General features: G+C 66.9%; 12 protein-coding genes. 6 read left to right on the forward strand and 6 right to left on the reverse strand.

The window, feature by feature from the left end:
- Positions 1-53 precede the first annotated feature (53 nt).
- The gene (locus LQ564_RS14025) at positions 54-785 is read right to left on the reverse strand and encodes a 16S rRNA (uracil(1498)-N(3))-methyltransferase (RefSeq protein ID WP_231058720.1); all 732 of its coding nucleotides are present in this window, start codon (positions 783-785) and stop codon (positions 54-56) included.
- Between the two features lie 292 nt (positions 786-1,077).
- Between LQ564_RS14025 and LQ564_RS14030 the strand changes: the two genes are divergently transcribed.
- The 3 genes from LQ564_RS14030 to gap all read left to right on the forward strand — a co-directional run bounded on the left by LQ564_RS14030 (position 1,078) and on the right by gap (position 7,254).
- Entirely contained in the window at positions 1,078-3,978 is a 2,901-nt protein-coding gene (locus tag LQ564_RS14030; RefSeq protein WP_231058721.1) for a TonB-dependent receptor domain-containing protein, read from the forward strand.
- Between the two features lie 186 nt (positions 3,979-4,164).
- Positions 4,165-6,162, forward strand: a complete 1,998-nt coding sequence (tkt, locus tag LQ564_RS14035) for a transketolase (RefSeq protein WP_231058722.1) — start codon at positions 4,165-4,167, stop codon at positions 6,160-6,162.
- An 81-nt stretch (positions 6,163-6,243) separates the two neighbouring features.
- Positions 6,244-7,254 (forward strand): type I glyceraldehyde-3-phosphate dehydrogenase, encoded by a 1,011-nt coding sequence (gene gap / locus LQ564_RS14040; RefSeq protein WP_231058723.1) that lies wholly within the window; start codon positions 6,244-6,246, stop codon positions 7,252-7,254.
- A gap of 66 nt (positions 7,255-7,320) precedes the next feature.
- Here the strand turns inward: gap and map are convergent, their stop codons facing one another.
- From map to glnE, 3 genes are all read right to left on the reverse strand, one after another.
- Complete coding sequence (gene map, locus LQ564_RS14045; protein ID WP_231058724.1) at positions 7,321-8,088, reverse strand: type I methionyl aminopeptidase; 768 nt, start codon at positions 8,086-8,088, stop codon at positions 7,321-7,323.
- A 128-nt stretch (positions 8,089-8,216) separates the two neighbouring features.
- Positions 8,217-11,111 carry a TonB-dependent receptor domain-containing protein gene (locus tag LQ564_RS14050; RefSeq protein WP_231058725.1) on the reverse strand — a complete coding sequence of 965 codons (2,895 nt, stop codon included), beginning with the start codon at positions 11,109-11,111 and terminating at the stop codon, positions 8,217-8,219.
- A 222-nt stretch (positions 11,112-11,333) separates the two neighbouring features.
- A complete protein-coding gene (gene glnE, locus LQ564_RS14055) occupies positions 11,334-14,063 on the reverse strand; it encodes a bifunctional [glutamate--ammonia ligase]-adenylyl-L-tyrosine phosphorylase/[glutamate--ammonia-ligase] adenylyltransferase (RefSeq protein WP_231058726.1) in 2,730 nt (909 codons plus the stop codon).
- A 149-nt stretch (positions 14,064-14,212) separates the two neighbouring features.
- Between glnE and LQ564_RS14060 the strand changes: the two genes are divergently transcribed.
- The 3 genes from LQ564_RS14060 to tldD all read left to right on the forward strand — a co-directional run bounded on the left by LQ564_RS14060 (position 14,213) and on the right by tldD (position 21,267).
- A complete protein-coding gene (locus LQ564_RS14060) occupies positions 14,213-18,400 on the forward strand; it encodes a YhdP family protein (RefSeq protein ID WP_307729964.1) in 4,188 nt (1,395 codons plus the stop codon).
- 1 nt (position 18,401) lies between these two features.
- Complete coding sequence (locus LQ564_RS14065; RefSeq protein ID WP_231058727.1) at positions 18,402-19,199, forward strand: carbon-nitrogen hydrolase family protein; 798 nt, start codon at positions 18,402-18,404, stop codon at positions 19,197-19,199.
- Positions 19,200-19,806: 607 nt separating this feature from the next.
- Positions 19,807-21,267, forward strand: coding sequence for a metalloprotease TldD (gene tldD / locus LQ564_RS14070; RefSeq protein ID WP_231058728.1), 1,461 nt, complete (start codon positions 19,807-19,809; stop codon positions 21,265-21,267).
- 184 nt (positions 21,268-21,451) lie between these two features.
- On the opposite strand, the gene LQ564_RS14075 is transcribed toward tldD, so the two are convergent.
- Together LQ564_RS14075 and LQ564_RS14080 are read right to left on the reverse strand one after the other, a co-directional pair.
- Complete coding sequence (locus LQ564_RS14075; protein ID WP_231058729.1) at positions 21,452-22,783, reverse strand: TonB-dependent receptor; 1,332 nt, start codon at positions 22,781-22,783, stop codon at positions 21,452-21,454.
- A 73-nt stretch (positions 22,784-22,856) separates the two neighbouring features.
- Positions 22,857-25,736, reverse strand: a complete 2,880-nt coding sequence (locus LQ564_RS14080) for a TonB-dependent receptor (RefSeq protein WP_231058730.1) — start codon at positions 25,734-25,736, stop codon at positions 22,857-22,859.
- Positions 25,737-26,172 lie beyond the last annotated feature (436 nt).

Here is a 26,172-nt window from a genome sequence, read left to right on the forward strand (position 1 = left end):
TTTCGTCTGCGCTTTCTTCGCGGCTTCGTCCGCGATTTCTTGTGCCTGTCCGGCTACATCCCGCCCCACACGCCGCCCAGCAGCGCCAGCGCCGCCAGCGCCGCGGTCTCGGTGCGCAGCACGCGCGGCCCGATCGACAGCATCAGGGCGCCCGCCGCCACCGCCGCGTCTTCCTCTTCATGGGTGAAGCCGCCCTCCGGCCCCACCATCAGGGTCAGCCCCTGCGGTCCCGATGCCTGCGCCCACTGCGCCAGCGAACCCTGCGCACGCGGACTGAGCAGGATGCGCGGGGAGGGCGCCGCGCCAGGCTGGGCCAGCCAGCGCCGGTAGTCCGCCACCGGGTTCAACTGCGCCAGCCGGTTGCGCCCACACTGCTCGGAGGCCGCCTCGATCACGCCCTGCCAGTGCGCATGGCGCTTCTCGGCCCGGTCGCCCGACAGGCGCACCACGCTGCGCTGCGCCGCCAGCGGCTGCACCGCCGCCACGCCCAGTTCGACCGCCTTTTCGATGATCCAGTCCATCTTGCTGCCTTCGGGCAGGCCCTGGGCCAGGGTGACCGCGTAGGGCAATTCCACCTCGACGTCCTCGAAAGCGCCGATGTGCGCGCTCGCGGTCTTCTTGCCGATGTCCGCCAGCGTGGCCGCGTACTGGCCGCCGCGCCCGTCGAACAGGGTCAGCGCGGCGCCCGGTTGCAGGCGCAGCACGTGCAGGTGGTGGGCGACCTCTGCCGGCAGGGCAATGGTCAGGCCGGTCGATAAAGGGGGCGGGCAGTAGAAACGTGGCATGGCGCGAAAGCGGTGCGAAAGACGCACATTGTAGTGCGTCACTGCTCCGCGGAACAGCAAATTGGTCCAGCCAATGTTAATTCAAAAAAATGCTTCAGTCATAAAACGTTTCATTTTAGACACACCTGTATTTATGTATTGACAGCAATCAACACCAAATGTTTCCATGTACTTACGCGTCCAACCATAGCCGCTTGCTCACAAGGCGATGGACGCGTAGAGGGAATGGGTTGCCGGACACCGTTACCCGGGGCCGGTCTGTTCGTGTTGTTCAATAAGTCGGATTATAAAAATGATGAAAGAAAAAGCCTTATCGCGTGCTGTCCGTATGTCCCTGCTGGTGGCCGGCCTCGGCGCCATCGCCCAGCCGGTCCTGGCCCAGGAAAAGACAGCCGTCGTCGAAGTGACCGGTACCCGCATCACCTCGCCCGGCATTACCTCCAACAGCCCGATCTCCTCGATCACCGCAGCGGAAATCCAGTCGACCCAGCCGATCGCGGTCGAAGAATTCTTCAAGAACCTGCCGGCGGCCGCACCGTCCATCGGCCAGGGCACGAATAACGGCAGCGGCGGCGCCGCCACCATCGACCTGCGCGGCCTCGGCTCGAACCGCTCGCTGGTGCTGATCAACGGCCGCCGCCTGGTGCCCTACAGCCTGGACGGCACCGTCGACACCAACTCGATCCCGCTGGCCCTGCTGAACCGGGTCGACCTGGTCACCGGCGGCGCCTCGGTCGTGTACGGCGCCGACGCGGTGGCCGGCGTGGCCAACTTCACGCTCAAGCGCAACTTCACCGGCGTCGATATCAGCAGCACCTACGGCGCCACCGCCGACGAAAAGGACACCAAGCGCCGCCGCGTCGATCTGACCATGGGCGCCAACCTGGAAGACGGCCGCGGCAATGTGGTCCTGAGTATTGGCAAGACCAAGACCGATCCGCTGACCCAGGGCGAGCGCGACTTCGGCATCACCAGCCTGAACTCGGTCAGCGGTCTGCCGTCCGGCTCGGCCACCACCGTGCCTTCGGGCTTCTCGGTGCCGGTCGGCCCAGGCGGCACCAGCACCCTGGCCGGCAACTGGCAGATCAACCCGACCACCGGCGCTCTGGTGCAACCGGCCGTGGCCTACAACACCAACCCGCCGAACTACTATGCAACCGGCCTCGAGCGCACCCAGGCGACCGCGCTCGGCAACTACAAGATCAGCGACAACTTCGAGCTGTACACCGAACTGTTCTTCACCGACAGCACGGTGGCATCGGCGCTGGCCGAGACCGGCACCTTCGCCAACACCTTCAATGTGCCGATCGGTAACCCGTACATCCCTGCGGCCGCGCGCCAGCAGATCTGCGACCGCCGCGGCATCCCAGCGTCCGCTTGCGTGGCCGGCAATGCGACGCTGGTGCCGATGACGGTCAATCGCCGCTTCACCGAACTCGGACCGCGCTATAACAACTTCGACAACAAGACCCTGCAGTACAACATCGGCCTGAAGGGCGACCTGGCAGGCGACTGGACCTACGACACCTACTACAGCCGCGGCACCGCCGAGCAGATCCAGACCCGCCAGAATTGGGGGTCGCTCGCCAAGGTCGGTCAGGCCTTGAACGCCCTGACCACTACCGCCTGCGTCAATCCGGCCAACGGCTGCGTGCCGCTGAACGTGTTCGGCGCCGCCGGCTCGATCACGCCGCAGCAGGCAGCCTTCATCAACCAGAGCGCCGTGCTGCGCCAGAAAGTCGAGCAGGACGTGTTCCTGGCCTCGATCAACGGCAACCTGGGCGAGACCTTCCGCAGTCCTTGGGCCGAAGATCCGATCGCGCTGTCGCTGCTGGGCGAGCGCCGCAAGGTCACCGCCGGCACCCAGTCCGACGCGGCCTCGCAGATCCAGGGCGAAGTGCTGGGCACCGGCGCGCCGACGCCTGACCGTAGCGGCAGCTTCACGCTGGAAGAATACGCCTACGAGATGTTCATTCCGCTGGTGAAGAACAAGCCCTTCATCCAGTCCCTGAACATGGAGCTGGGCTATCGCACGACTTCCTTCGAAACCGCCGGCAAGAGCACCGACTATGGCAGCTGGAAGTTCGGCGGCGAATGGGCGCCGGTCAAGATGCTCCGCCTGCGCGGCATGGTGCAGAAGGCGACCCGCGCGCCGAACGTGAACGAGCTGTTCGCGCCGGCCGTTACCAGCCTGTCGAATCTGGCAACCGACCCTTGCCAGGGCGCCAACATCAACCGGGCCCAGGCGAATACCGCTGGCACGCTGTCGAACCTGTGCCGCCTGACCGGCGTGCCGCTCAGCGAGATCGGCAGCCTGCCGGTCCCGTCCTCGGGCCAGATCAATACCCTGGTCGGCGGCAACACCGCGCTCGGACCGGAATCGGCCAAGACCCGCACCTTCGGCTTCGTGATCGAACCGTTGCCGCGCCTGGCCATCGCGGTCGACTACTACAAGATCGCCATCACGGATGCCGTCTCGCGTCCGTCCAGCGCCGACGTGATCGACCGCTGCTACAGCACGGCCTTCAATCCTGGCCTGGTGATGAACGAGGCTTGCGCGGTGATCGGCCGTAACCCGCTGAACGGCACCTTCAACGGCGTCGATTCGAAGGGCGTGGCGCGTCCACAGTCGAACCTGGGCCGCTTCAGCACCACCGGCGTCGACCTGAGCGTGAACTACCGCGTCAACTTCAGCCAGCTCGGCATGGATGCGCGCTACGGCAGCCTGGACCTGGGCCTGGGTGCGAACTTCGTCAACGAGTGGGAATACCAGGCAACCCCGAACGCGGTCAACCGCAATTGCCTGGGCTTCTACAGCGTGGCCTGTACCGAGATCAACGGCACCATCAACTACAAGCGCAAGTTCAATCAGCGCACCACCTGGAACATGGGCGCCTGGTCGGTCGGCTACAACTGGCGCTACACCAGCGCGCTGGTGGAAGAGCCGGGCGGCGCGACCTTCCTGCCGGCATTCTCGAGCATCCCTTCGTATAACTACGTGGACCTGACCGCCAGCTGGAACGTGCTGAAGAACGTGCGCCTGACCGCGTCGGTGACCAACCTGACCGACAAGAAGCCGCCGATCGTTGGCGGCACCATCGGCAGCACCGGCACCAACAGCGGCAACACCTTCCCGCAGTACTACGATGCGATCGGCCGCTATGTGACCTTCGGCGCCTCGGTCAAGTTCTGATGTCCTGAGTTTCACGCTGTATGTTCTGCCCGGCGCGCAAGCGCCGGGTTTTTTTTCGCCCAAATCCCGTTATGTTCTTATATAGAGGGCTGACGGTTTCAGCCCCGGCCGGACGGCTCTGGTAAAATAACGGGCTACGGCCAGCAGCATCGCCACCGCTTTCCAATCATCGACTCTCCGTCACCCATGAAATCTACCCAAACCACCACCCTGATGGCCAACGCGATCCGCGCGCTGGCGATGGACGCCGTCCAGAAGGCGAATTCCGGCCACCCTGGCATGCCGATGGGCATGGCCGAGATCGGCGTCGCGCTGTGGGACAAGCACTATCGCCACAACCCGGCCAATCCGGGCTGGTTCAACCGCGACCGCTTCCTGCTGTCGAACGGCCACGGTTCGATGCTGCACTACGCGATGCTGCACCTGGCCGGCTACGACCTCTCCATGGACGACCTGCGCGACTTCCGCCAGCTGCACTCGAAGACCGCCGGCCACCCGGAAGTCGGCATCACCCCGGGCGTGGAAACCACCACCGGCCCGCTGGGCCAGGGCATCGCCAACTCGGTCGGCATGGCGCTGTCGGAGTGGCTGCTGGGCTATGAATTCAACCGTCCGGGCTACGACGTGGTGGATCACTACACCTACGCCTTCCTGGGCGACGGCTGCCTGATGGAAGGCATCTCGCACGAAGTGGCGTCGCTGGCCGGCACCCTGCGCCTGAACAAGCTGATCTGGCTGTACGACGACAACGGCATCTCGATCGACGGCCGCGTCGAAGGCTGGTTTACCGACGACACCCGCAAGCGCTTCGAAGCCTACGGCTGGAACGTCATCGGCCAGATCGACGGCCACAATGTCGCCACGATTTCGGAAGCGATCGAACAGGCCAAGAAGTCGGACCGTCCAACCCTGATCTGCTGCAAGACCATCATCGGCAAGGGCGCCCCGAACCTGGAAGGCGGAGATAAAGTCCACGGCGCTCCGCTGGGCGACAAGGAAATCGCGGCCGTGCGCCAGCACCTGCTGTGGGACCCGATCCCGTTCGACATCCCGGGCGAGATCTACGAAGCCTGGGACGCGAAGGAACGCGGCGCCGCCTTCGAAGCCGAGTGGAACGCGAAATTCGCCGAATACCGCGGCGCCCACCCCGAGCTGGCCGCCGAGTTCGAACGCCGCATGAAGGGCGAGCTGCCGGGCAATTTCCAGCAAGTGCTGGACGCCGCCATCGCTTCCTGCGTCGAGAAGAAGGAAACCATCGCCACCCGCAAGGCGTCGCAGAACGCGATCCAGGCCCTGGCTCCGGCGCTGCCGGAATTCCTGGGCGGCTCGGCCGACCTGACCGGCTCGAACCTGACCAACTGGAAGGAATCGGTCGCGGTGCGTTCGGGCATTCCGGGCAACCACATCAACTACGGCGTGCGCGAATTCGGCATGGCCGCGATCCAGAACGGCGTGGCCCTGCACGGCGGTTTCATTCCCTTCGGCGCGACCTTCCTGACCTTCTCGGACTACAGCCGCAATGCCCTGCGCATGGCCGCGCTGATGAAGATCCGCTCGCTGTTCGTGTTCACCCACGACTCGATCGGCCTGGGCGAAGACGGCCCGACCCACCAGTCGATCGAGCACGTCTCGTCGCTGCGCCTGATCCCGAACCTGGACAACTGGCGTCCGTGCGACACCGTCGAATCGGCCGTGGCATGGGGCGCGGCGGTGCAGCGCAAGGATGGCCCGTCGACCCTGATTTTCTCGCGCCAGAACCTGCCGTACATGGAACGCGAGGCCGCCACGGTGTCTAACGTTGCGAAGGGCGGCTACGTGCTGCGCGACGCGCCTGAGGCCAAAGTGATCCTGATCGCCACCGGTTCGGAAGTCGAACTCGCCATGAAAGCCGCCGATGCGCTGGCAGGCGAGGGTGTCCCGGCACGTGTCGTCTCGATGCCGTCGACCGACGTGTTCGAGCGCCAGAGCGCGGAATACAAGGCGAGCGTGCTGACCCGTGGTGTGCCGCGCGTCGCCATCGAAGCCGGCGTGACCGACTTCTGGTACAAGTACGTGGGCCTGGAAGGCGCCGTGGTCGGCATCGACACCTTCGGCGAATCGGCGCCGGCGCCGGTGCTGTTCAAGCACTTCGGCTTCACCGTCGAGAACGTCGTGGCCAAGGCCAAGGGCGTGATCGGCGCGTAAGTTTCATCACGGGCTGCTTCGACGAGGCGGCCCGTTTCGTATGCGTGATAATAAAAGTTTCTTTCTAATCAGGAGCAAAGCATGACGATCAAAGTTGCAATCAACGGTTATGGCCGCATCGGCCGCAACATCCTGCGCGCCTTCTACGAAGGCGGCAAGAAGCAAGACATCCAGATCGTGGCGATCAACGACCTCGGCAACGCCGAATCGAACGCCCACCTGACCCGCTACGACACCGCGCATGGCAAGTTCCCGGGCACCGTCTCGGTCGAGGGCGACAACATGATCGTCAACGGCGACAAGATCCGCGTGTTCGCGCAGCGCAACCCGGCCGAGATCCCATGGGGCGAGCTCGGCGTCGATGTCGTCCTCGAATGCACCGGCTTCTTCACCACCAAGGAAAAGGCCTCGGCCCACCTGAAGGGCGGCGCCAAGAAGGTCATCATCTCGGCCCCGGGCGGCAAGGACGTCGACGCGACCATCGTGTTCGGGGTTAACCAGGACGTGCTCAAGAGCTCGGATACTGTCATTTCGAACGCATCCTGCACCACCAACTGCCTGGCCCCGCTGGTCAAGCCGCTGAACGAAGCCATCGGCCTGGAAACCGGCCTGATGACCACCGTGCACGCCTACACCAACGACCAGGTGCTGACCGACGTGATGCACGAAGACCTGCGCCGCGCCCGTTCGGCCACCCAGTCGATGATCCCGACCAAGACCGGCGCCGCCGCCGCGGTCGGCCTGGTGCTGCCGGAACTGAACGGCAAGCTGGACGGCTTCGCGATCCGCGTGCCGACCATCAACGTGTCGATCGTGGATCTCTCCTTCATCGCCAAGCGCGACACCACCGTCGATGAAGTCAACCAGATCATGAAGGCCGCGTCGGAAGGCGCCCTGAAGGGCATCCTGACCTACAACACCGACCCGCTGGTCTCGGTCGACTTCAACCACAACCCGGCATCGTCGAACTTCGACGCGACGCTGACCAAGGTCTCGGGCCGCCTGGTGAAGGTGTCGTCGTGGTACGACAACGAGTGGGGCTTCTCGAACCGCATGCTGGACACCACCGTGGCGCTGATGAACGCGAAGTAATTCGCTGCACACCGACAGAAAACCCGGCGTTTGCGCGCCGGGTTTTTTTTCGCCATGCGGCTGATGTTATTTGTCGTGGCTGCCGGGGGTGAGGATTTCGAAGCCGTGCGCGGTCACCGCGATCATGTGCTCCCACTGGGCCGACAGCGATTTGTCGGCCGTCACCACGGTCCAGCCGTCGTCCAGTTGATCGACGTCCGGCCCGCCCAGGTTGATCATCGGCTCCACCGTGAAGGTCATGCCTTCCTTGAGCAGCAGCCCGGTGTTCGGGCGGCCGTAGTGCAGCACCTGCGGATCCTCGTGATAGACGCGGCCGATGCCGTGGCCGCAGTAGTCGCGCACCACCGAATAGCCGGCGCTTTCCGCCAGTTTCTGGATCGCGTGGCCGACGTCGCCCAGGCGCGCGCCCGGCTTCACCACGCGGATGCCGGCCATCATGGCCTTGTACGTCGTCTCGACCAGCTTCTTCGCTTCGGGCGAGGGCGTGCCGGCGTAGTACATGCGGCTGGTGTCGCCGTGCCAGCCATCCTTGATCACGGTAACGTCGATGTTGACGATGTCGCCGTCCTTCAGCACGTCCTGCTCGCTCGGGATGCCGTGGCAGACCACGCCGTTGATCGAGGTGCACAGGGTCTTCGGGAAGCCGTGGTAGCCGACGTTGGCCGGCGTCGCCTTCTGCACCTTGCGGATGAATTCGTTGCAGCGGCGGTCGAGTTCCTCGGTGCTGACGCCCGGGACCACGTATTCGCCGATCATCTCCAGCACGTCGGAGGCCAGGCGGCCCGCGATGCGCATCTTGTCGATGTCCTTCTGATTCTTGAGTTTGATTGCCATGCCTGTCCGTTCTGGATTGCCGCGCGCGGAAAAACGCGCAAAGCGAGATGATACCCTTCCGGCCCGCAGAAAAGAAAAAGCCCACCCGCAAAAGCAGGTGGGCCGGGCGCACGACCAGGACGGCGTGATCAGAAGGCCTGGTTGTAGCGCATGTAGATAAAGCGGTCGATCGGCAGGTCCGGGTTGACGGCCGAGGCCGAGGACGGTCCGCCGTTGTTGCCCGAGGCGCTGTAGTTGATCAGCGGCTTCTTGTCGAAGATGTTGTTGGCGCCGACCAGCAGCTTGGCGTTCCACGGCAGCGCGTAGCCGACCGACAGGTCGCCGAACCACATCTCCTTGGCGCGGGTATAGCCGGTGCCCCAGTAGGTCTTCACGGTCGGATTCGAGCACTCGACCGCCGGCGCCACGGTCCAGCAGCGGTTCTTCTGGCTGCTGAAGAAGCGCGTGATGAAGGTGGCGCTCCAGTTGCCCTGGGTCCAGTCCAGGGTCAGGTTCGACTTCACGCGGAAGTAGTTCCACTGGCCGGCATACTCGATCCAGTCCGCGGTCGGGGTCGCCTTTTCCTTGAAGGAATCGAGGTAGGAGGTTTCGCTGCGCACGCTGAACTGGCCGAAGCGGGTGCGCGGCAGGCGGTAGGACACGGCGACATCCAGGCCCTCGGTCTCGGTCAGGCCGCGGTTGGCGTTGCCGATCGCCAGGTTGACGATCTGGCCCGTCACCGGATTACGCTGGATCAGGTCGCAGAACGAGTCGACGGCGTTGATGTAGCACTCGCGCACGGTGTCGGTCGCGTTGATCGCCGCGATGCGGTTGGCGATGCGGATGTTGTACCAGTCGACCGACAGCGACAGGCCCGGCACCTGCGACGGGCTGATCACGAAGCCGAGGGTGCGGGTGGTCGCGGTTTCCGGCTGCAGCGCCAGGTTGCCGGCGCCGGTGATGAACGGGGTCGGGGTCTGGCCGCCGCCCGAGCCGACGAAGTCGCCAGCCTGGTTGCGCTGGCGGAAGCCGGCCGGCACGCCGAGCGAGGCGCAGCGCGCGGCCACGGCCGGGTTCACGCGCGCTTCGCCGAACTGGCTGTCGCAGGCGTCGAGGTAGCTGGCGAAGGTCTGCGAGCCGCCGCCGAAGGTGTCGCCCAGGGTCGGGGCGCGGAAGCCCTCGGCCCAGGTGCCGCGGATCAGGGCGTCGCGGATCGGCTTCCACATCACGCTGGCCTTGCTGTTGGTGGTCGAGCCAAAGTTCGAATAGTCCGAGTAGCGCGAGGCCAGGTTGATGCCCAGCGAATCGACCAGCGGGAGCGACTTGAGCAGCGGGACATTGGCTTCCAGGTAGGCTTCGCGCACGGTGTAGCGGCCGAAGGTGGCGTTGCCCGCCAGGCTGCTCGAGAAGCCGGACTGTTCGAACTGGCCCGGCAGGTCGTTGCCGCGCACCTCGCGGTATTCGAGGCCCCCGGCAATGCCGACCGCGCCGGCCGGCAGGCTGAACAGTTCGCCGGAGAGGTCGGCGGTAGCGCTGTTGACGGTCGAGGCGTAGGTGGCCTGGGCCAGCGACATCACGTATTCCAGCGCTTGCGGGGTGCTGGCCGAAGGGCCGCCCAGGATGTTCCAGGGCACGCACTGGGCCAGCGGAATCGGGGCGGCGGCGGTGCCGCACTGGACCTGGCCCTGGGCGTTCAGGAAGGAGGGGCCGAGGGCGCGCTTCAGGTTGACCAGGTTGAGGTCGCCGCGGCCGGTGACGGTGCCGTCGATCTTGCTGTGGTTGTAGCCGACGCTCCAGTTCCACGGCAGGTTGCGCAGGTTGAACTCGCCTTCGATCGCGGCGTCGATGTGCAGGGTGCGGTTGTCGTTGTCGGTCGAGCGCGGCACTTCGATGGTGCGGCGGCTGAAGTAGAGGTCCTGCGGCGTGCCGGGGTTGCCGGTCGAGAAGCTGCCGTAGGGGTTGTAGTAGCTGTTGCGGTCGATGTAGACCGGATAGGTCGACTGCGACAGGCTGTTCAGCGGGTAGCCGGCGATCTGGCGCGAGGACTTGCGGTCGGCGTACATCGCGGTGGTCCGGAAGCGCATGTCGGCCGGCAGCGCGATCTCGCCCTTGACGAAGATCGAGGTCAGCTTGGTCGGCGACTGGAACATCATCTGCGAGGTCGAGTTGAACAGGTCGTCCGTCACGGTGCCGGCGTAGCGGTGGTAGTTGGCCGGGTTGCGCGAATCGGCGCCGGTGCCGTCGCCGGTGGGGCCGCCGGTATGGTTCAGGATCTGGTCGAAGCCGCCGGCCAGGGCGCCGCCGGTACGCGGATCGACCGGCTGGATCCGGCCCCAGGGGCCGCCGCCGAAGCCGCTGGTCGGGTGCAGCGGGCCGTAGGGGGTGGCGGTGACGTCGCGGTCGCGCGCCCACACGGCGCCCTGTTCGCTGTAGGTCAGGCCGAACACCAGCGAAGCCTTTTCGCCGCCGGCGCCATAGGTGAGCGAGTAATCCTTGGTGGTGCCGTCGTGCTTGTCGTTCTGGCCGACGTAGGCGCTGGCCTGGCCGCCTTCCACGTTCTTCCGGAGGATGATGTTGATCACGCCGGCGATCGCGTCCGAGCCGTAGATCGAGGAGGCGCCGTCCTTGAGCACCTCGATGCGCTCGATCAGGGCCGAGGGCACGGTCGACAGGTCGGTGTAGCCGTTGATGCTCGCAGTCCAGCGCTTGCCGTCGACCAGCACCAGCAGGCGCTGGGTGCCGAGGTAGCGCATGTTGACGAACTGGCCGCCCTGTTCGCGGCTGGCGCCGAGCACGTTGCCGCGGCTGAGGGCCGGCGCGCCGGACGAGGTCAGGTTGTTGATGATGTCGCCGACGGTGACGAGACCGCTTTTCTGGATCTGCTCCTGGCTGACCACCTGGACCGGCTGGGCGGTCTCGATGTCGACCTGGCGGATGCGCGAACCGGTGACTTCGACGCGCTGCAGGCTGGTTTCCTGCGCCAGCACGGTCATCGAGTGCAGCGCGATGGCGACTGCGAGGGCGATCTTGGTACGTTGTTGCATGTGTTCTCCATCGTTGGCCCCTGGTTTGGGGCTTGGGTTTTAGAGGTACAACATGTGCATGCGTACGCTGCCTTGTGAGCAGTGTCCGCCGTCAACACCGTACATATAGGATCATTCCACGTGAAATTGTGTCAATAATGTGACGAGAATTTTCATAAAAAAACAACTTTGTGAACGGAATTCACTCGTAAATACCACAGTATTTACAATGTTGTTATTTGTTTATGACCCCAGGCAGGCTTGCCACAGCCGGCGCACCTGTTCCGGATGCGCGCCCAGCAGCTCGGGATCGACGCGCGCCTTTTCCTGTCCCTGCAGGCGCACCTGGTGCTGCAGGCGCCGCATCAGGCGGTAGGCTTCAGCCACCTTGCGTCCGAGTTCCTGGTCGATCAAGCCCAGCTCCCCGACCTGGCGCAGCAGGGCGATGTTGCCGATGTTGACGGTCAGCTGCGGATAGCTCGCCGCATGGCGCAGCACCAGGTACTGGACGATGAACTCGATGTCGATCATCCCGCCCTCGTCCTGTTTCAGGTCGAACAGGCCGTCGCGGCTGGGATTGGCGTCGCGCATGCGGCGGCGCATGGCGCGGATCTCGTCCTTCAATTCCTGCTCGCGGCTGCTGCGGTCCTTGCGCAGCACGCGCTCGCGGATCGCCTCGAAGCGTGCGCCGATGGCGGCGTCGCCGGCGCAGAAGCGGGCCCGGGTCAGGGCCTGGTGCTCCCACACCCAGGCCGAAGCGTCCTGGTAGCGTTCAAAAGCTCCTATCGAACTGACCAGCATGCCGCTGGCCCCGTCCGGACGCAGGGCGGTGTCGACGTCGAACAGGATGCCGGCCGCCGTGTGCGCGGTGTTCCAGGTGATGAAGCGCTGCGCCAGCTTGGCGTAGTTGGAAGGGGCGCTGTCGTCCTCGTCGTCGAACAGGAAGATTACGTCGAGGTCCGACACATAGCCCAGTTCCTTGCCGCCCAGTTTGCCGTAGGCGATGACGGCGAAGCGCGGTTCCTCGACGTGGCGGGTGGCCACCGTGCGCCAGGCGTGGCGGACAGTGGCGCCGACGATGGTGTCGGCCAGCAGCGACAGGTGGTCGGCCAGGCGCTCGACCGACAGCTCGCCGGCCAGGTCCAGCGCCAGCAGGCGGAACAGCTGGGCGTGGTGGGTCTCGCGCAGGATGTCGAGCTGGCGCTCGGTGTCGCCCGCCGCCTCGAACAATTGCGCATCCAGGGTGGCGGCGAGCTGCCCCATGTCTTCGGCGCCGGCGTTGCGGTCGTCCAGCAATTCGTCGAGCAGGATCGGGTGCTGGGACAGGTAAGTCGCGGCCCAGCCGCTGGCGTTGATCATGCGGATCACGCGCTCGAGCGTGTGCGGGTATTCGGTGAGCAGCGACAGGTAGGCCGAGCGGCGCGCGATGGCTTCGAAGAAGTCGAGCAGGCGGCCGAGCGTGGCCGCATGGCTGCCGATGCCGGCTTCACGCACCACGCCGGCGATGCGCAGCAGGGCGGCGTCGGCCAGCGCCAGCAGGCGGGCGCGGCTGGCCTCGGGCAGGTTCAGCAGGCGCGGGCCCTGCAGGGTGGCGACCAGGCGCGCGGCCGCGCCATCCGGGTCGTCGTAGCCGAGCTCGGCCAGGCGGGCGGCGATCGCCGCGCGGTTCTCGGGATCGTCGGCCAGCAGGGCCACGTCCGGGTCCGGGTTTTCGGTCTTGTCGGCGAAGATGGCGTCGAACTGGGCGGCGACGTAGGCGCGCTCTTCCTCGAGGCGGGCGAGCAGGGCTGCGACGTCCGGCATGCCCATCATCTCGGCCACCAGGCGGCGGTCTTCCTCGCTGGCCGGCAGGGTGTGGGTCTGGGCGTCTTCCAGGTATTGCAGGCGGTGCTCGAGGTTGCGCAGGAAGGTGTAGGCCTCCAGCAGGCGTTCGACCGTTTCGGGCATGAGCAGTTCGCGCTCCCCTAGCAGGCGCAGAGTGGCGCGGGTGGAACGTTCGCGCAGGGCCGGGTCGCGCCCGCCGCGGATCAGCTGGAATACCTGGGCCAGGAACTCGATCTCGCGGATGCCGCCGCGGCCCAGCTTGACGTTGTGGCTGCGCTCGGGGTGCAGGCGCTCCTGGCGCTTCACTTCGGCGCGGATCTGGGCGTGCATATTGCGGATCGCGTCGATCACGCCGAAGTCGAGGTAGCGGCGGAACACGAAGGGGCGCACGATCGCGTCCAGCGCCGCGATGTCCTCGGGCGTGCCGGTGACCGCGCGCGCCTTGACCCAGGCATAACGCTCCCATTCGCGGCCCTGCACAATGAGGTATTCCTCGACCATGGCGAGGCTGGCCGCGAGCGGGCCCGAGTTGCCGTTGGGCCGCAGCGCCATGTCGACGCGGAAGGTGAAGCCATCCTCGATGATCTCGGACAGCGCCGCGTTCAGGCGCCGGCCGAGGCGGATGAAGAATTCGTGGTTCGAGAGCTGGCGCTGGCCGGGCCCGGCGGCGGTTTCGCCATCCTCGGGGTAGACGAAGATCAGGTCGATGTCGGAAGAGACGTTGAGTTCGCCGCCGCCGCCCTTGCCCATGGACAGCACCATGAGTTGCTGGGGCCGGCCGGATTCCTCGCCCATCGGCATGCCGTGGGCCTGCACCAGTTCCTCGGCGAGGGCGGCCAGGTGGGTCTGGATGGCGAAGTCGGCGAAGCGGGTCATGGCGGTGACGACCTCGTCCAGGTCGGCCTTGCCCTCGAGGTCGCGCCGGATGATGGCGCAGACCAGCAGGTTGCGCAGGCGCCGCATGGCGCGCGGCAGGGGCAGGCCGGCGTCCAGCTCGCGCGCCAAGGCTGCGCCAAGGTCGGCCTCGGCCAGCGATAATCGGGCCAGGTCGTCGAGCAGGGCGGTGCGGCCTGGATCGGCATCGAGCCAGCGCTGCAGGAAACGGGAGGTGCGTTGGGCGGGATGCGCAACCGGCGCGGCTGGGGGCATGGGCTGTCCTTGTGTGTTTTTGCCGTCCGGCAGGCATCGTGCGGTAGAATTGCCCGCCGTGCTGCGCCGGTCGGCACGATGGTAAGGTAGACGCCGCGCCCTAGGCAAGTGGCCTGTTATTAGAGAAAAATTATTTACGGCGAGCCTTTTTGAGCACCTTGATGGACAACCCGGACCCGCAGGCCGCATGCGAGCACCTGCCGCTCGCCGTCAGGTGGCAGCGGCTGCGCGCCGCCTATCGCTATGCGAACCTGGCCTCGCACCACGTCCTCGGCTTCACCATCAAGCTGGTGCTGTTCATCTACTTCGCGCTGGCCGTGCTGTTCCTGGTGCTGCGCTACGCCGTGCTGCCGAACATCGGCCTGTACAAAAGCGACATCGAAAGCGCGGCCGGGCGCGCGCTCGGCAACCGGGTCACGATCGGCCGGCTGGCCGCGTCCTGGCAGGGCATCCACCCGAAACTGTTCCTGGGCGAGGTGCGCCTGATCGACCCCGCGGGACGCCAGTTGCTGGCGCTGCCGTCGGTGTCGGCGACCCTGTCGTGGTGGAGCCTGGCCGCCTTCGAGCCGCGCCTGCAGGCGCTCGAGATCCGCCGGCCCCAGCTCGACGTCCGGCGCGGCAAGGACGGCGTGTTCACGGTGGCCGGCGTGCGCCTCGACCCGAACAAGAAGGACGAGGGCGGCGGCGCCGACTGGCTGCTGCGCCAGCGCGAGATCGTGGTGCGCGAGGGCCGCGTCGACTGGACCGACGAGCTGCGCGGCGCGCCCACCCTGGTCCTGAGCGACGTCACCATGGCCCTGATGAACCGCTTCGCCGGCGGCCACCGCTTCGCGCTGCGCGCCACCCCGCCGCGCGCCTACAGCCGCCCGATCGACGTGCGCGCCCAGTTCCGCCACCGCTTCGGGGCGCGCCCCTCCGACGTCACGCGCTGGAAGGGCGAGCTGTACGCCGACCTGCGCGACGCCGACCTGACCGCATGGCGGCGCCACATCGACATGCCCTTCGAACTGGCGCGCGGCCGCGGCTCGCTGCGCGCCTGGCTGAACGTCGACCACGCGCGCGTGGCCGGCTTCACCGCCGACCTGGCCCTGGCCGACGTCAACGCCCGGCTCGACCCCGCGCTGGCGCCGCTGTCCCTGGCGCGCCTGAGCGGCCGGCTGGCGGCGCGCGAGGAACTGCTGCCGGGCGGCGACGGCGGCAAGCCGACCTTCGGCGCCCACGGCCATGACATCACCCTGAGCGACTTTTCGATCACGACGACCGACGGCAAGGCGCTGCCTCCGGCCACCCTCGAGCAGCGCTGGCGCCCGGCCCAGGGCGGCAAGCCGGAGCACGGCGAACTGCACGCGCGCCAGCTCGACGTCGGCGCGCTGGCCGCGCTCGCCACCTACCTGCCGCTGCCGCCGCAGCAGCGCCAGCTGCTGCAGGACTATGCGCCGCGCGGCGTGCTGCGCGACCTCGCCGCCGAATGGACCGGCCGCTATCCGGCGCTGCGCGGCTTCCGGGTGCGCGGCGACGTCGCCGCCCTCGCTGTGAAGGCGCAGCCGGCGCGCCCGGCGCAGGCGGCAGGCCTTGGGGCGCCCGCGCTGCCGGCGCGGCCGGCCACGCCCGGCTTCCAGAACCTCAGCGGCAGCATCGACGCCACCGAGCGCGGCGGCAGCGTGACGGTCGATTCGACCGCCCTGGTGCTCGACATGCCGGCCTGGTTCGCACAAGGCGCGATGCCGCTCGACCGCCTCGAGATGAAGGCGCGCTGGACCTACGACCCGGGACGCCAGCTGCTGCTCGAATTCGAGCGCCTGCAGTTCGCGATGGGCGCCTTGCACGGCGCGCTGTCGGGCCGCCATGCGCTGCCGCTCGGACCCGGCAAGGGCCCCGGCACCGCCGACTTCACCGGCACCCTGGACGGCTTCGCGATCGGCACGATCGGCCGCTTCCTGCCGCTGGCGACGCCCGAGCACCTGCGCGACTGGCTGGTCGGCGCGCTGCAGGGCGGCACCCTGCGCGACGCGACCCTCCGCCTGCGCGGCGACCTGGCCGGCTTCCCGTTCCGCGCCACCAATATGCTGGAACGCGCGCGCGGCGAATTCAACGTGGCCGGACGCCTGCACGACGCGCGCCTCGAGTATGCGCCGGGGCACCGCCATCCGGACGGCGCGCCCCTGTGGCCGCTGGCGGAACAGATCGACGGCCGCATCGAGTTCGACCGCGCGCGCATGGAAATCCACGGCGACACCCTGCGCACCATGGGCGTGGCGCTGTCGAACGTGAAGGCGGTGATCCCCGACCTCGGGGCGCACGAAGCGATGATGCTGGAGATCGACGGCGCCGCCAACGGACCCTTGCAGGAATTCCTGCGCTACGTCGCGGCCTCCCCGGTGCTGGGCTGGATCGGCCACTTCACCGAGGAGACCCACGGCAGCGGCAACGCGCGCCTCGGCCTGAAACTGCGGATGCCGCTGGCCCACCTGCCGGACACGAAAGTGCAGGGCAGCCTGCAATTGCTGGGCAACGACGTCACCCTGTTCCCGGAACTGCCGCCGCTGAACGCGGCGCTGGGCCGGATCGACTTCTTCGACCATGGCGTCAACCTGAACGGGGTCGGCGCCAGCTTCCTGGGTGGGCCGCTGGCCCTGTCCGGCGGCACCCAGCGCGACGGCGGCATCGCGATCCGCCTGGCCGGCACCCTGTCGAGCGAAGGCATGCGCCGCACCGCGCCGATCCCGGCCCTGGGGCGTTTGGCGGCGCGCCTGTCCGGCAGCACCCCCTATACCGGGGTGGTGGCGGTGCGCGAGGGACGGCGCACGGTGACGCTGGAATCGACGCTCGCGGGGCTGGGGCTGGAACTGCCGGCGCCGCTCAACAAGCCGGCGCCGGATACGCTGCCGCTGCGCTTCGTGCTGGCCGGCGAGCCAACCGTCAACAGCCAGGCGCGCGACGATATCCGCGTCCAGCTGGGCGAGAACATCGCCGCCCATTACCTGCGCGAGAAGCAGGGCCGCGGTCCCTGGATCGTGCGCCACGGCGGCATCGGCGTGAACGTGCCGGCGCCGGACCCGGACGGCGGCATGATGATCCACGTCGACATGCGCGCGCTGAACGTCGATGGCTGGATCGCGGCCGGCACGGCGATCGCCGGCGAGGACGCCGTGGCCGCCGCCGGCGATACGGCGCCGGGCGGCGGCTTCGGCCAGTACGTGATGCCGACCGTGCTGGCCGGCCGCGTGGCCGAGCTGACCGTGGGCGAGCGCCGCATGGCCGACGTGGTGCTGGGCGCGACCCACCAGAAGGACACCTGGCAGGCCAACATCCATTCGCGCCAGGCCAGCGGCTACCTCAGTTGGGTCGAATCGGCCGGCGGCCTGGGCAAGGTCACGGCGCGCCTGGCCTCGCTCGTGATTCCCGAGTCGGCCCAGGCCGAGGTCAAGGACCTGCTCGAATCGAACCGCGGCGCCAGCGCCAGCATCCCCTCGCTCGACATCGTCGCCGAACAATTCCAGCTGTTCGACAAGCGCCTCGGGCGCCTCGAACTGCAGGCCAACAATGTGCAGGCGCTGGCCGGGCGCGAGTGGCGCATCAACCGCCTCACCCTCGACAGCCCGGACGGGCAGCTGAAGGCCAACGGGCGCTGGCTGACCAAGGACGGCAAGAGCACCACCAGCCTGAATTTCGGCCTCGACATCCTGGACGCCGGCCGGCTGCTCGACCGCCTCGGCTTCCCCGAGACCCTGCGCCGCGGCAAGGGCAAGATGTCGGGCGACATCGCCTGGAGCGGGCTGCCGTATGCGCTCGACATCCCGAGCCTGTCGGGGCAGATCGAGATGAACGTGGAATCCGGCCAGTTCCTGAAGCAGGACCCGGGCGCCGCCAAGCTGCTCGGCGTGCTCAGCCTGCAAGCCCTGCCGCGTCTCCTGAAGCTCGACTTCCACGACGTGTTCTCGGAAGGCCTGGCCTTCGACGGCATCAGCGCCAACGCGATCATCCAGCGCGGCGTGCTGCGCACCGAGAACCTCAAGATGCACGGGGTCGCGGCCACCGTGCTGATGGACGGCACGGCCGACATCGCCAACGAGACCACCAATCTGCGCGTGGTCGTAATTCCCGAATTCAATCTGGGCACCGGGCCGCTGGTGTACGGCCTGGCGGTGAACCCGGTGATCGGTATCGGCAGCTACCTGGCGCAGCTGTTCCTGCGCGCGCCGGTGATGAAGGCGCTGACTTACCAGATGCGGATTTCGGGGCCGTGGAAATCCCCGACGATCGTCAAGCTCGACAACCCGCCGCCGGCGCCGCCGCAGCCCGCGCGGCCGGCTTCGAAGAAACAAGGAAAGGATTGATATGGCAAGCGTCGCCGCAGTACAGATGGTGTCCACCCCCGTGGTCGAGGAAAACCTGGCGACCGCGCGCCGCCTGGTGGGCGAGGCCGCCGCCACCGGCGCGCAACTGGTCGCGCTGCCCGAGTACTGGCCGATCATGGGCATGAGCGACAGCGACAAGGTCGCCCACGCCGAGCCGCAGGGCGCCGGCCCGATCCAGGACTGCATGGCGCAACTGGCGCGCGAGCACGGCATCTGGCTGGTGGGCGGCACGCTGCCGCTGGTGTCGCAGGACGCCGGCAAGGTGCTGAACACCACCCTGGTCTACGACCCGCAGGGGCAAGAGGTGAGCCGCTACGACAAGATCCACCTGTTCGGCTTCAACAAGGGCAGCGAATCCTACGACGAAGCGCGCACCATCGTGCCGGGTGAAAGCGTGGGCGGTTTCGACGCGCCCTTCGGCCGGGTCGGCCTGTCGGTCTGCTACGACCTGCGCTTCCCGGAACTGTTCCGCGCGATGGGCGAGTGCGCCCTGATCATCGTCCCCGCCGCCTTCACCCATACCACGGGTCTCGCCCACTGGGAAGTCCTGCTGCGCGCCCGCGCCATCGAAAACCAGTGCTACGTCCTGGCCTCGGCCCAGGGCGGCCTGCACACCAACGGCCGCCGCACCTTCGGCCACAGCATGCTGATCGACCCCTGGGGCGAAGTGAAGGCCGTGCTGCGCGAAGGCGAGGGCGTCATCCATGGCGAACTCGACGCCGCCTGCCTGGCAGGCGTGCGCGAAAGCTTGCCGGCGCTGCGCCACCGCAAGCTGTAATTCTTCTCCCCGCCTCGCGCCTGGCCTTGGCACATGGCCAGGCCATCAGCAAGGTCATCAGGGGCAGAGGGCAATTAGAGTCGGCAATTAGGGTCAGAGCGGCAATTAGGGTCAGAGTCAAATTATTCGCCAAGATCTCCTGCTCAATCGCCGGCGGACCATGTTTCATTCCTTCTACCAGTTTCCTCGCAGCTCGAACCCAACAATTCGACACTGACCCTCATTGGGACGGCCCGCATCTACCCAAATCCTTATTGGGGTCAGAGTGGAATTATTTGCCAACATCTATGAAGAAACTGTTAGCAGACCATGTTTCATTCTCATGGCTAATAGTTCGGCAGACCGTGCCCATTAATTTGACTCTGACCCTAATCAGGTGGTCGAGCGATCACTTGGCCGGTAATGAGGGTCAGAGTCAAATTATTTGCCAAGAGCGTTGAATCAATCGGTAAATGGATAGGTTAATTGTTTTGTTGATATGGTCTTGTGGATCGTGCTCAACAATTCAACTCTGACCCTATTTGGGTGCGCCATTGGGTGGTTCGCGTTCGGTACGATGTGGGCGGATATGGCACAATGAAACTTCCATAGGAAGACCATACGCAAAATGAAACCATTCGAACCGAACCTTTCCTCCCTGGCCGTCGCGCGCGATGTGCTGTTGACGCCCTTCGGCCTCGACGAGGCCAAGCTGCTCAAGGCGCTGGGCTCGATGTTCACGCACAAGGTCGATTACGCCGACCTGTATTTCCAGTTCACCAAGAGCGAAGGCTGGAGCCTCGAAGAGGGGATCGTCAAGACCGGCAGCTTCTCGATCGACCAGGGCGTCGGCGTGCGCGCCGTGTCGGGTGAGCGCACGGCGTTTTCGTATTCCGACGATATTTCCGAAGCGGCGCTGCTGGATGCGGCGGCGGCGACGCGCACCATTGCGCGCGCGGGTAGCGGCAAGGTAAAGATCGCGACGGCGGCGCGTCCGACCGGGGGGCGCTCGTTGTATCTGCCGCACGATCCGCTGGCCTCGCTGGATGCGACCGCGAAGGTGAAGCTGCTGGAGCGGGTCGAGAAGATGGCGCGCGCCAAGGATCCGCGCGTGGTGCAGGTGATGGCGGGCCTGGCCGGCGAATACGATGTGGTGCTGGTGGTGCGCAGCGATGGCGTGCTGGCGGCGGATATTCGTCCGCTGGTGCGGGTGTCGGTGACCGTGATTGCGGAGCAGAATGGGCGCCGCGAAGTCGGCTCGTCCGGCGGCGGCGGGCGCTACGATTATGGCTACTTCAGCGACGAGCTGCTGGACAAGTATGCGACCGAGGCGGTCAAGTCGGCCTGCGTGAACCTGGAGGCGCGGCCGGCGCCGGCGGGGCCGATGACCATTGTGCTGGGGCCGGGCTGGCCCGGCGTGCTGCTGCACGAGGCGGTGGGCCACGGGCTGGAAGGCGACTTCAATCGCAAGGGTTCGTCGGCTTACGCGGGGCGCATCGGCGAGCGTGTCGCGGCCAAGGGCGTGACCGTGGTCGACGACGGCACGCTGCAGGACCGCCGCGGTTCGCTGAACATGGACGACGAGGGCAATCCGACCCAGTGCACGACCCTGATCGAAGACGGCATCCTGAAGGGCTATATCCAGGACACGATGAACGCGCGCCTGATGAAGATGCCGGTGACGGGGAACGCGCGCCGCGAGTCCTTCGCCCACCTGCCGATGCCGCGCATGACCAATACCTACATGCTGGCCGGCGACAAGGATCCGGAGGAAATCCTGGCGTCGGTGAAGAACGGCCTGTATGCGGTGAACTTCGGCGGCGGCCAGGTCGACATCACCAACGGCAAGTTCGTGTTCTCGGCCAGCGAGGCCTATATGATCGAGAACGGCAAGATCAGCTATCCGGTGAAGGGCGCCACCCTGATCGGCAACGGTCCGGAAGTGATGAACAATATTTCGATGATCGGCAACGACATGCGCCTGGATTCGGGTGTCGGCGTGTGCGGCAAGGAAGGGCAGAGCGTGCCGGTGGGCGTGGGGCAGCCGACCTTGCGCATCGACGGGGTGACTGTGGGCGGGACGGCTTGAGACGCGTACCGGCAGTCATGGCATGAACAGCAGCGCCCGGTTTCGACCGGGCGTTGTCGTATCTGGGCTTGCGTCAGCATCGCAGCGTGTTCGTAGGGGCTGTCATGTGCGGTCGGCTCGGAGGCGCGCTTTCACCGTGCCGCGGAGTTGAACTGTCATGCGGGTGCGGCTTCGCGCAGCACTGTCACTGTGCTGCGGGGAGTTGAACGCGCGGACGGCGTGATGGCTGCAGGTCTTCACGCGCTAGGGTGGAGCCTCCTTTCGTGGCCCGGTCCACCCTATCGCTGTTCAACCTGGATGGCCGCATCATGGGAAGCGGGTAGGTCAGGCGCATGTAGACGGTGGCGCCCAGCGGGTCGGTGTAGCGCGGGTCGTAGCCCAGCTGGAAGTTGGTGACCTGGTTGGTGAAAGGCGGCTTCTCGTCGAAGAGGTTCTTGATGCCGGCGGTCAGTTCGGCCTTGTCGTTGCCGGTGTAGGTGGCCGAGATCGACGAGGTCGAGTAGTGGCCGACCTTGTTGAAGAACTCGCTGCCGGTGTGATCGCCGAATTTCTGGCTCAATCGGCCCATGGCGCTGAACTGGCGCGTCTTCGGGATGTTGTCGACGTCGCGGGTGTAGTCGTAGGCGCACAGCGGCGCGTCGGACAGGGCGACGGATGCGGGCGGCTGGCAGGCCGGGTAACAGGGGTTGCCGCTGATGCCGAGATCGGAGAAGAAGTTGGAGAGGAAGGTCGTGCCGCTGACCTCGAACATGCCGCGGTCGGGACGAATGCCGGTGCGCGAGAACGCGCGGTCGGTGGCGCGCAGCGGACTTTGCTGGTGCCAGTCGATCACGCCCCAGGCGCTGATGCCGTCGCGTTCCAGGTCGCCCCAGCCGCCGGACAGGTTCAGGCGCTGCTCGTTGCCGCCGCCGCGCCGGTAGGGCTCGTAGCCTTCGAAGGTGATGGCGGCGCCCTCGACCGAACGCTTGGTGATGAAGTTGATCACGCCGCCGATGGCGTCGGTGCCGTAGATCGCCGACGCCCCGTCGCGCAGCACCTCGACCCGTTCCAGCGCCGCCACCGGGATGATGTTGAGGTCGATGCTGTCGGCGAAGTAGGGGTGGTTCGCCAGGCGCCGGCCGTTGAGCAGCACCAGGGTCTTGTCGCCGCCCAGGCCGCGCAGGTCGGCGGTGGCGCGCCCGCCGGTCCCGGAGCCGACCGCCGCGCTCGAGCCTTCCGAGGACTGGTTCATCGGGATCGCGTTCAGCACTTCCTGGGCCGCCGCCAGGCCCTGCTTGGCGAAGTCGGAGGCGCGGATGGTGGTGATCGGCAGCGAGGTTTCGGCCGCCAGGCGGCGCCGGATCGAGGAGCCGGTGACTTCGACGCGCTGCATCGGCGCCACCGTCGGGGTTGGCGGCGGCTCCTGGGCGGGCGGCGCGGTCTGGGCCAGCAGCGGCGGGGCGCACAGCAGGGCGCCGGCGGCCGAGCCGCCGGCGAACAGGCGGCGCAGGGTACGGGACAGGAAGGTTTCGTTCATGGTGGAATGAAGTGCTGCGTTGATTGGCCGGTGGACGGCGCCGGCGCATGGGCCGGCGCCGCCGTTTCGAGCCTCAGAAGGAGTAGCGGGCCCCCAGCGTGTAGAAGCGGCCGATGGCGCCGGCATAGTCCAGCGGGTTGTACGACACGGCGCCGTAGGTCAGCGGATCGAGCGGGGCGACCCGGTCGAACACGTTCTGGATCGAGCCGAACACTTCCCAGCGCGGCTGGGGTTTCCAGCGGAACACCAGGTCGACCGTGGTGAACGAGGTCAGCTTGCAATCGGTCGGGGCGTCGTTACCGTTGGCGAAGTGGGTGGCGCAGCCGTCCGGATCGTCCTTGAACAGGGTGTTGTCGATCTTGCCGCGGTAGTTCAGGTTGGCCGACAGGCGGAAGTCGGGACGCTCCCAGGAGGCGCGCAGGTTGGCGCGGTTGTCGGGGGTGCCGATGCAGTTGGTGACGTCGCAGTTGCCGTGGGTGCCGGCGTAGTCGCGCGAACTGCCGTCCTGCTCGGTGCGTTCCCACTTGAACAGGTGGGTCCACTTGGCGTCGAACACCAGGTTGCCGAGGCCCTGCGGCAGCGGCATGCTGTAGCGCGCGTCGAGGTCCAGCCCGCGCACCTTGGTGCTGGCCGAGTTGACGTAGCTGGCCAGCACCGCCGTGATGGCGCCGGGGTCGCCCGGGATGCCGGCTTCCGCGGTGCTGGGGTCGCGCGCCACGCGGCCGGCCAGGATCGCGGCGTCGACCTGTTCCTGGTTGATCTCGTTCTTGCGCTTGATCTGCCAGAAGTCGAGCGAGATGCTGGTGCGCGGCAGCGGGTCCCAGATCACGCCGACGTTCCAGCTCTTCGAGCGCTCCGGATCGAGGTCCGGGTTGGGCGAGGTGATGAGGGCGATGCTGGCCGGATTGCAGGCCGCCTCCACGCCGAGGGCGCAGCGCACCGGGTCATCCGCCGTGGAAAAGGCAGCCAGGCCGCCGCGGCCGTTTTCCGCCGGGCTCGGCGCGCGGAAGCCGCGCGCGAAGGTGGCGCGCAGGGCCAGCTGGCGCATCGGCGTCCACTTGATGCCGGCCTTCGGGGTATAGGCGTTGCCCACGTCGGTGAAATGGTCCCAGCGCATGGCGCCGGTCAGCTCGACGCCGGGCAGCACCGGCGCCAGCACCTCGCCGTAGGCGGCGAACACATTGCGCTGGCCCTCGTAGGCCGAATAGCCGAGGCCGATGATGTTGCCGCGCTCGGTGCCCGCGGTCGGTTCCAGCTCGGCCGATTCGTGGCGGAACTCGGCCCCGACCGCGACCCCGAGCGCGCCGCCGGGCAGCTTGCCGAATTCACGCGAGGCCTTGAAGTCGATCTGGGCGATCTCGGTGTGGGCGTCGTTCGAGATTTCGGGCGACAGCGCGGCGTAGATGGCCGGCGAATTCAGTCCGGCGTTCTCGGCGATGCGCCAGAGGCTGCCGACCGGCAGGGCGCGGTAGCCGGGGCTGCCGGCAATCGCCGCCGCGACGTTCTCGGCGGTGGGGTTGAGCAGGGCGAAGGTGGCGTCGCGCTGCAGGTAGCCGGTGCGCTCCTGGCTGACCTTGTTGCGCGAGTAGAGCAGGGAGCTGTCCCATTCCCAGCCGGCGGCCTCGCCGCGCGCGCCGACCAGGGCGCGGATGAAGGTGGAGTCGATGCTGGAGATGCGCGGGCCGACGTCGGCCGCCAGGTAGCGCAGCCGCGCCGCGCGTCCGAAATACGGGTTGTCCGGGTGGGCCGCGCCGAGCGCCACGCCGGCGCCGCTGACCGGGCCGCCGGGGTAGCCCTGGTTGAAGCTGACGGCGGTGGGCGTGGTGCCGGATTCGCTCAGGCTGTTGTATAGGTTGAGTTCGGTATAGCCCTCGACCTTGTCGTTCAGCTTGAAGGTGCCGCGCCCGAATACCGTGACGTATTCCGAGTCGGGCTGGATCTGGCTGTACTGGAAGGAAGCGTCGATCAGGCAGCCGCCGAGCGGGTCGCCCTGCGGGTGGTTGGTGAAGTTGCCGCAGGCCGCGCCGGGGAACAGGCGGGTGAAGCCGACGCCGGCCGGGTTGCCGCGGTTGTAGTAGTCGAGCGTGTCGGGGTTGCGCACGTTGCCGTTGATCGAGCCGCTGCCCGAGGCATTGTTGCCGGTGATGGCGCCGGAACCGCCCAGCGCCTCCTGGGCCGAGAAGCCCCAGGGCCGCAGGTCGGCCTTGCCGATGTAGTCGCGGTTGCCGCGTTCGCGGTTCCAGATCTCGTCGGTCTTCTTGTACTCGAAGTTCAGCAGCACGTTGTAGCGGTCGGTGTCGAGGTCGCCCTTGCCCCAGGTGAGGGCGACGTTGTTGGTCTGGCCGTCGCCCGCCTCGCCGGTGCCGATCATGGCGCGCGCGGTGGTGCCGTTGAAGTCGCGCCGCAGGATGATGTTGACCACGCCGGCGATCGCATCCGAGCCGTAGATGGCCGAGGCGCCGTCTTTGAGGATCTCGATCCGTTCGACGGCGTCGGTGGGAATCACGTTGAGGTCGGAGAACACCTTCTGGCCGTCGTCCGCCAGGCCGTAGGGCGCCATGCGGCGGCCGTTGAGCAGCACGAGCGTGGAGGCGGTGCCGAGGCCGCGCAGCGAGATGCCGGAGGCGCCCGAGGCGAAGCCGCCGCCGAAGGTCATCGGCACCGAGCCGGAATTGTCGACCGCCAGCGTCTGCAGCAGTTCGGCGACCGTGGTCTTGCCCGAGCGCTCGATGTCGGCGCGGTTCACGGTCTGCACCGAGGAGGCGGTCTCGGCCTGGGCGCGGCGAATGTTCGAGCCGGTGATCTCGACCCGTGTGATCGGTTTCGGGGCCGCTTCCTGCGCCTGCACTGTCGTTGGTAGCGCCAGCATGGTGAAGCCGACTGAGGCGAGGCCGACGGCGCCGCCGCCGGCGAAGATGCGCCGCAAGGCGCGCGAGAGCAGGGTTTCGGTCATGTCCGGACTCCAGTGAATGGGTTTTCCCGCAGTCCTGACTATTGAGTGCAAACACTTTCGCAAGATCATGTTCTTGCGAGAACGCAAGCAAAGCAGGGTTCCGGCGGGGCTTGGAGGGACTGTTGCACCGTTTAATGGACGGCGACTGATCCGGCTCAAAGTGCTCGGAAAGGGAACACGGGGCTGTATGGTTCGCGCAACCAGTCGCCAAATCCGCATCGTCCAAGTCGCGGCAAAGGGGAAAAGCGCTTGTCTGGACAAGCGACAAAGGGCTTGCCAAGCTTCATGCAATGTTGTTATAGTCAATGAGACATGGTCAACTTCGACCCACCCGGACACCGCATGCGCCAGACCGTTTTCTTTCGCCGCTATTTTTACTTTAGCCATTCCGGCCCCTTGGCGGTGGAGTAGCGGCAGGTTCACGCAATAACAGGAA

The organism is Massilia phyllostachyos, assembly GCF_021044825.1.
GTDB classification, from domain to species: Bacteria; Pseudomonadota; Gammaproteobacteria; order Burkholderiales; family Burkholderiaceae_D; genus Telluria; species Telluria phyllostachyos.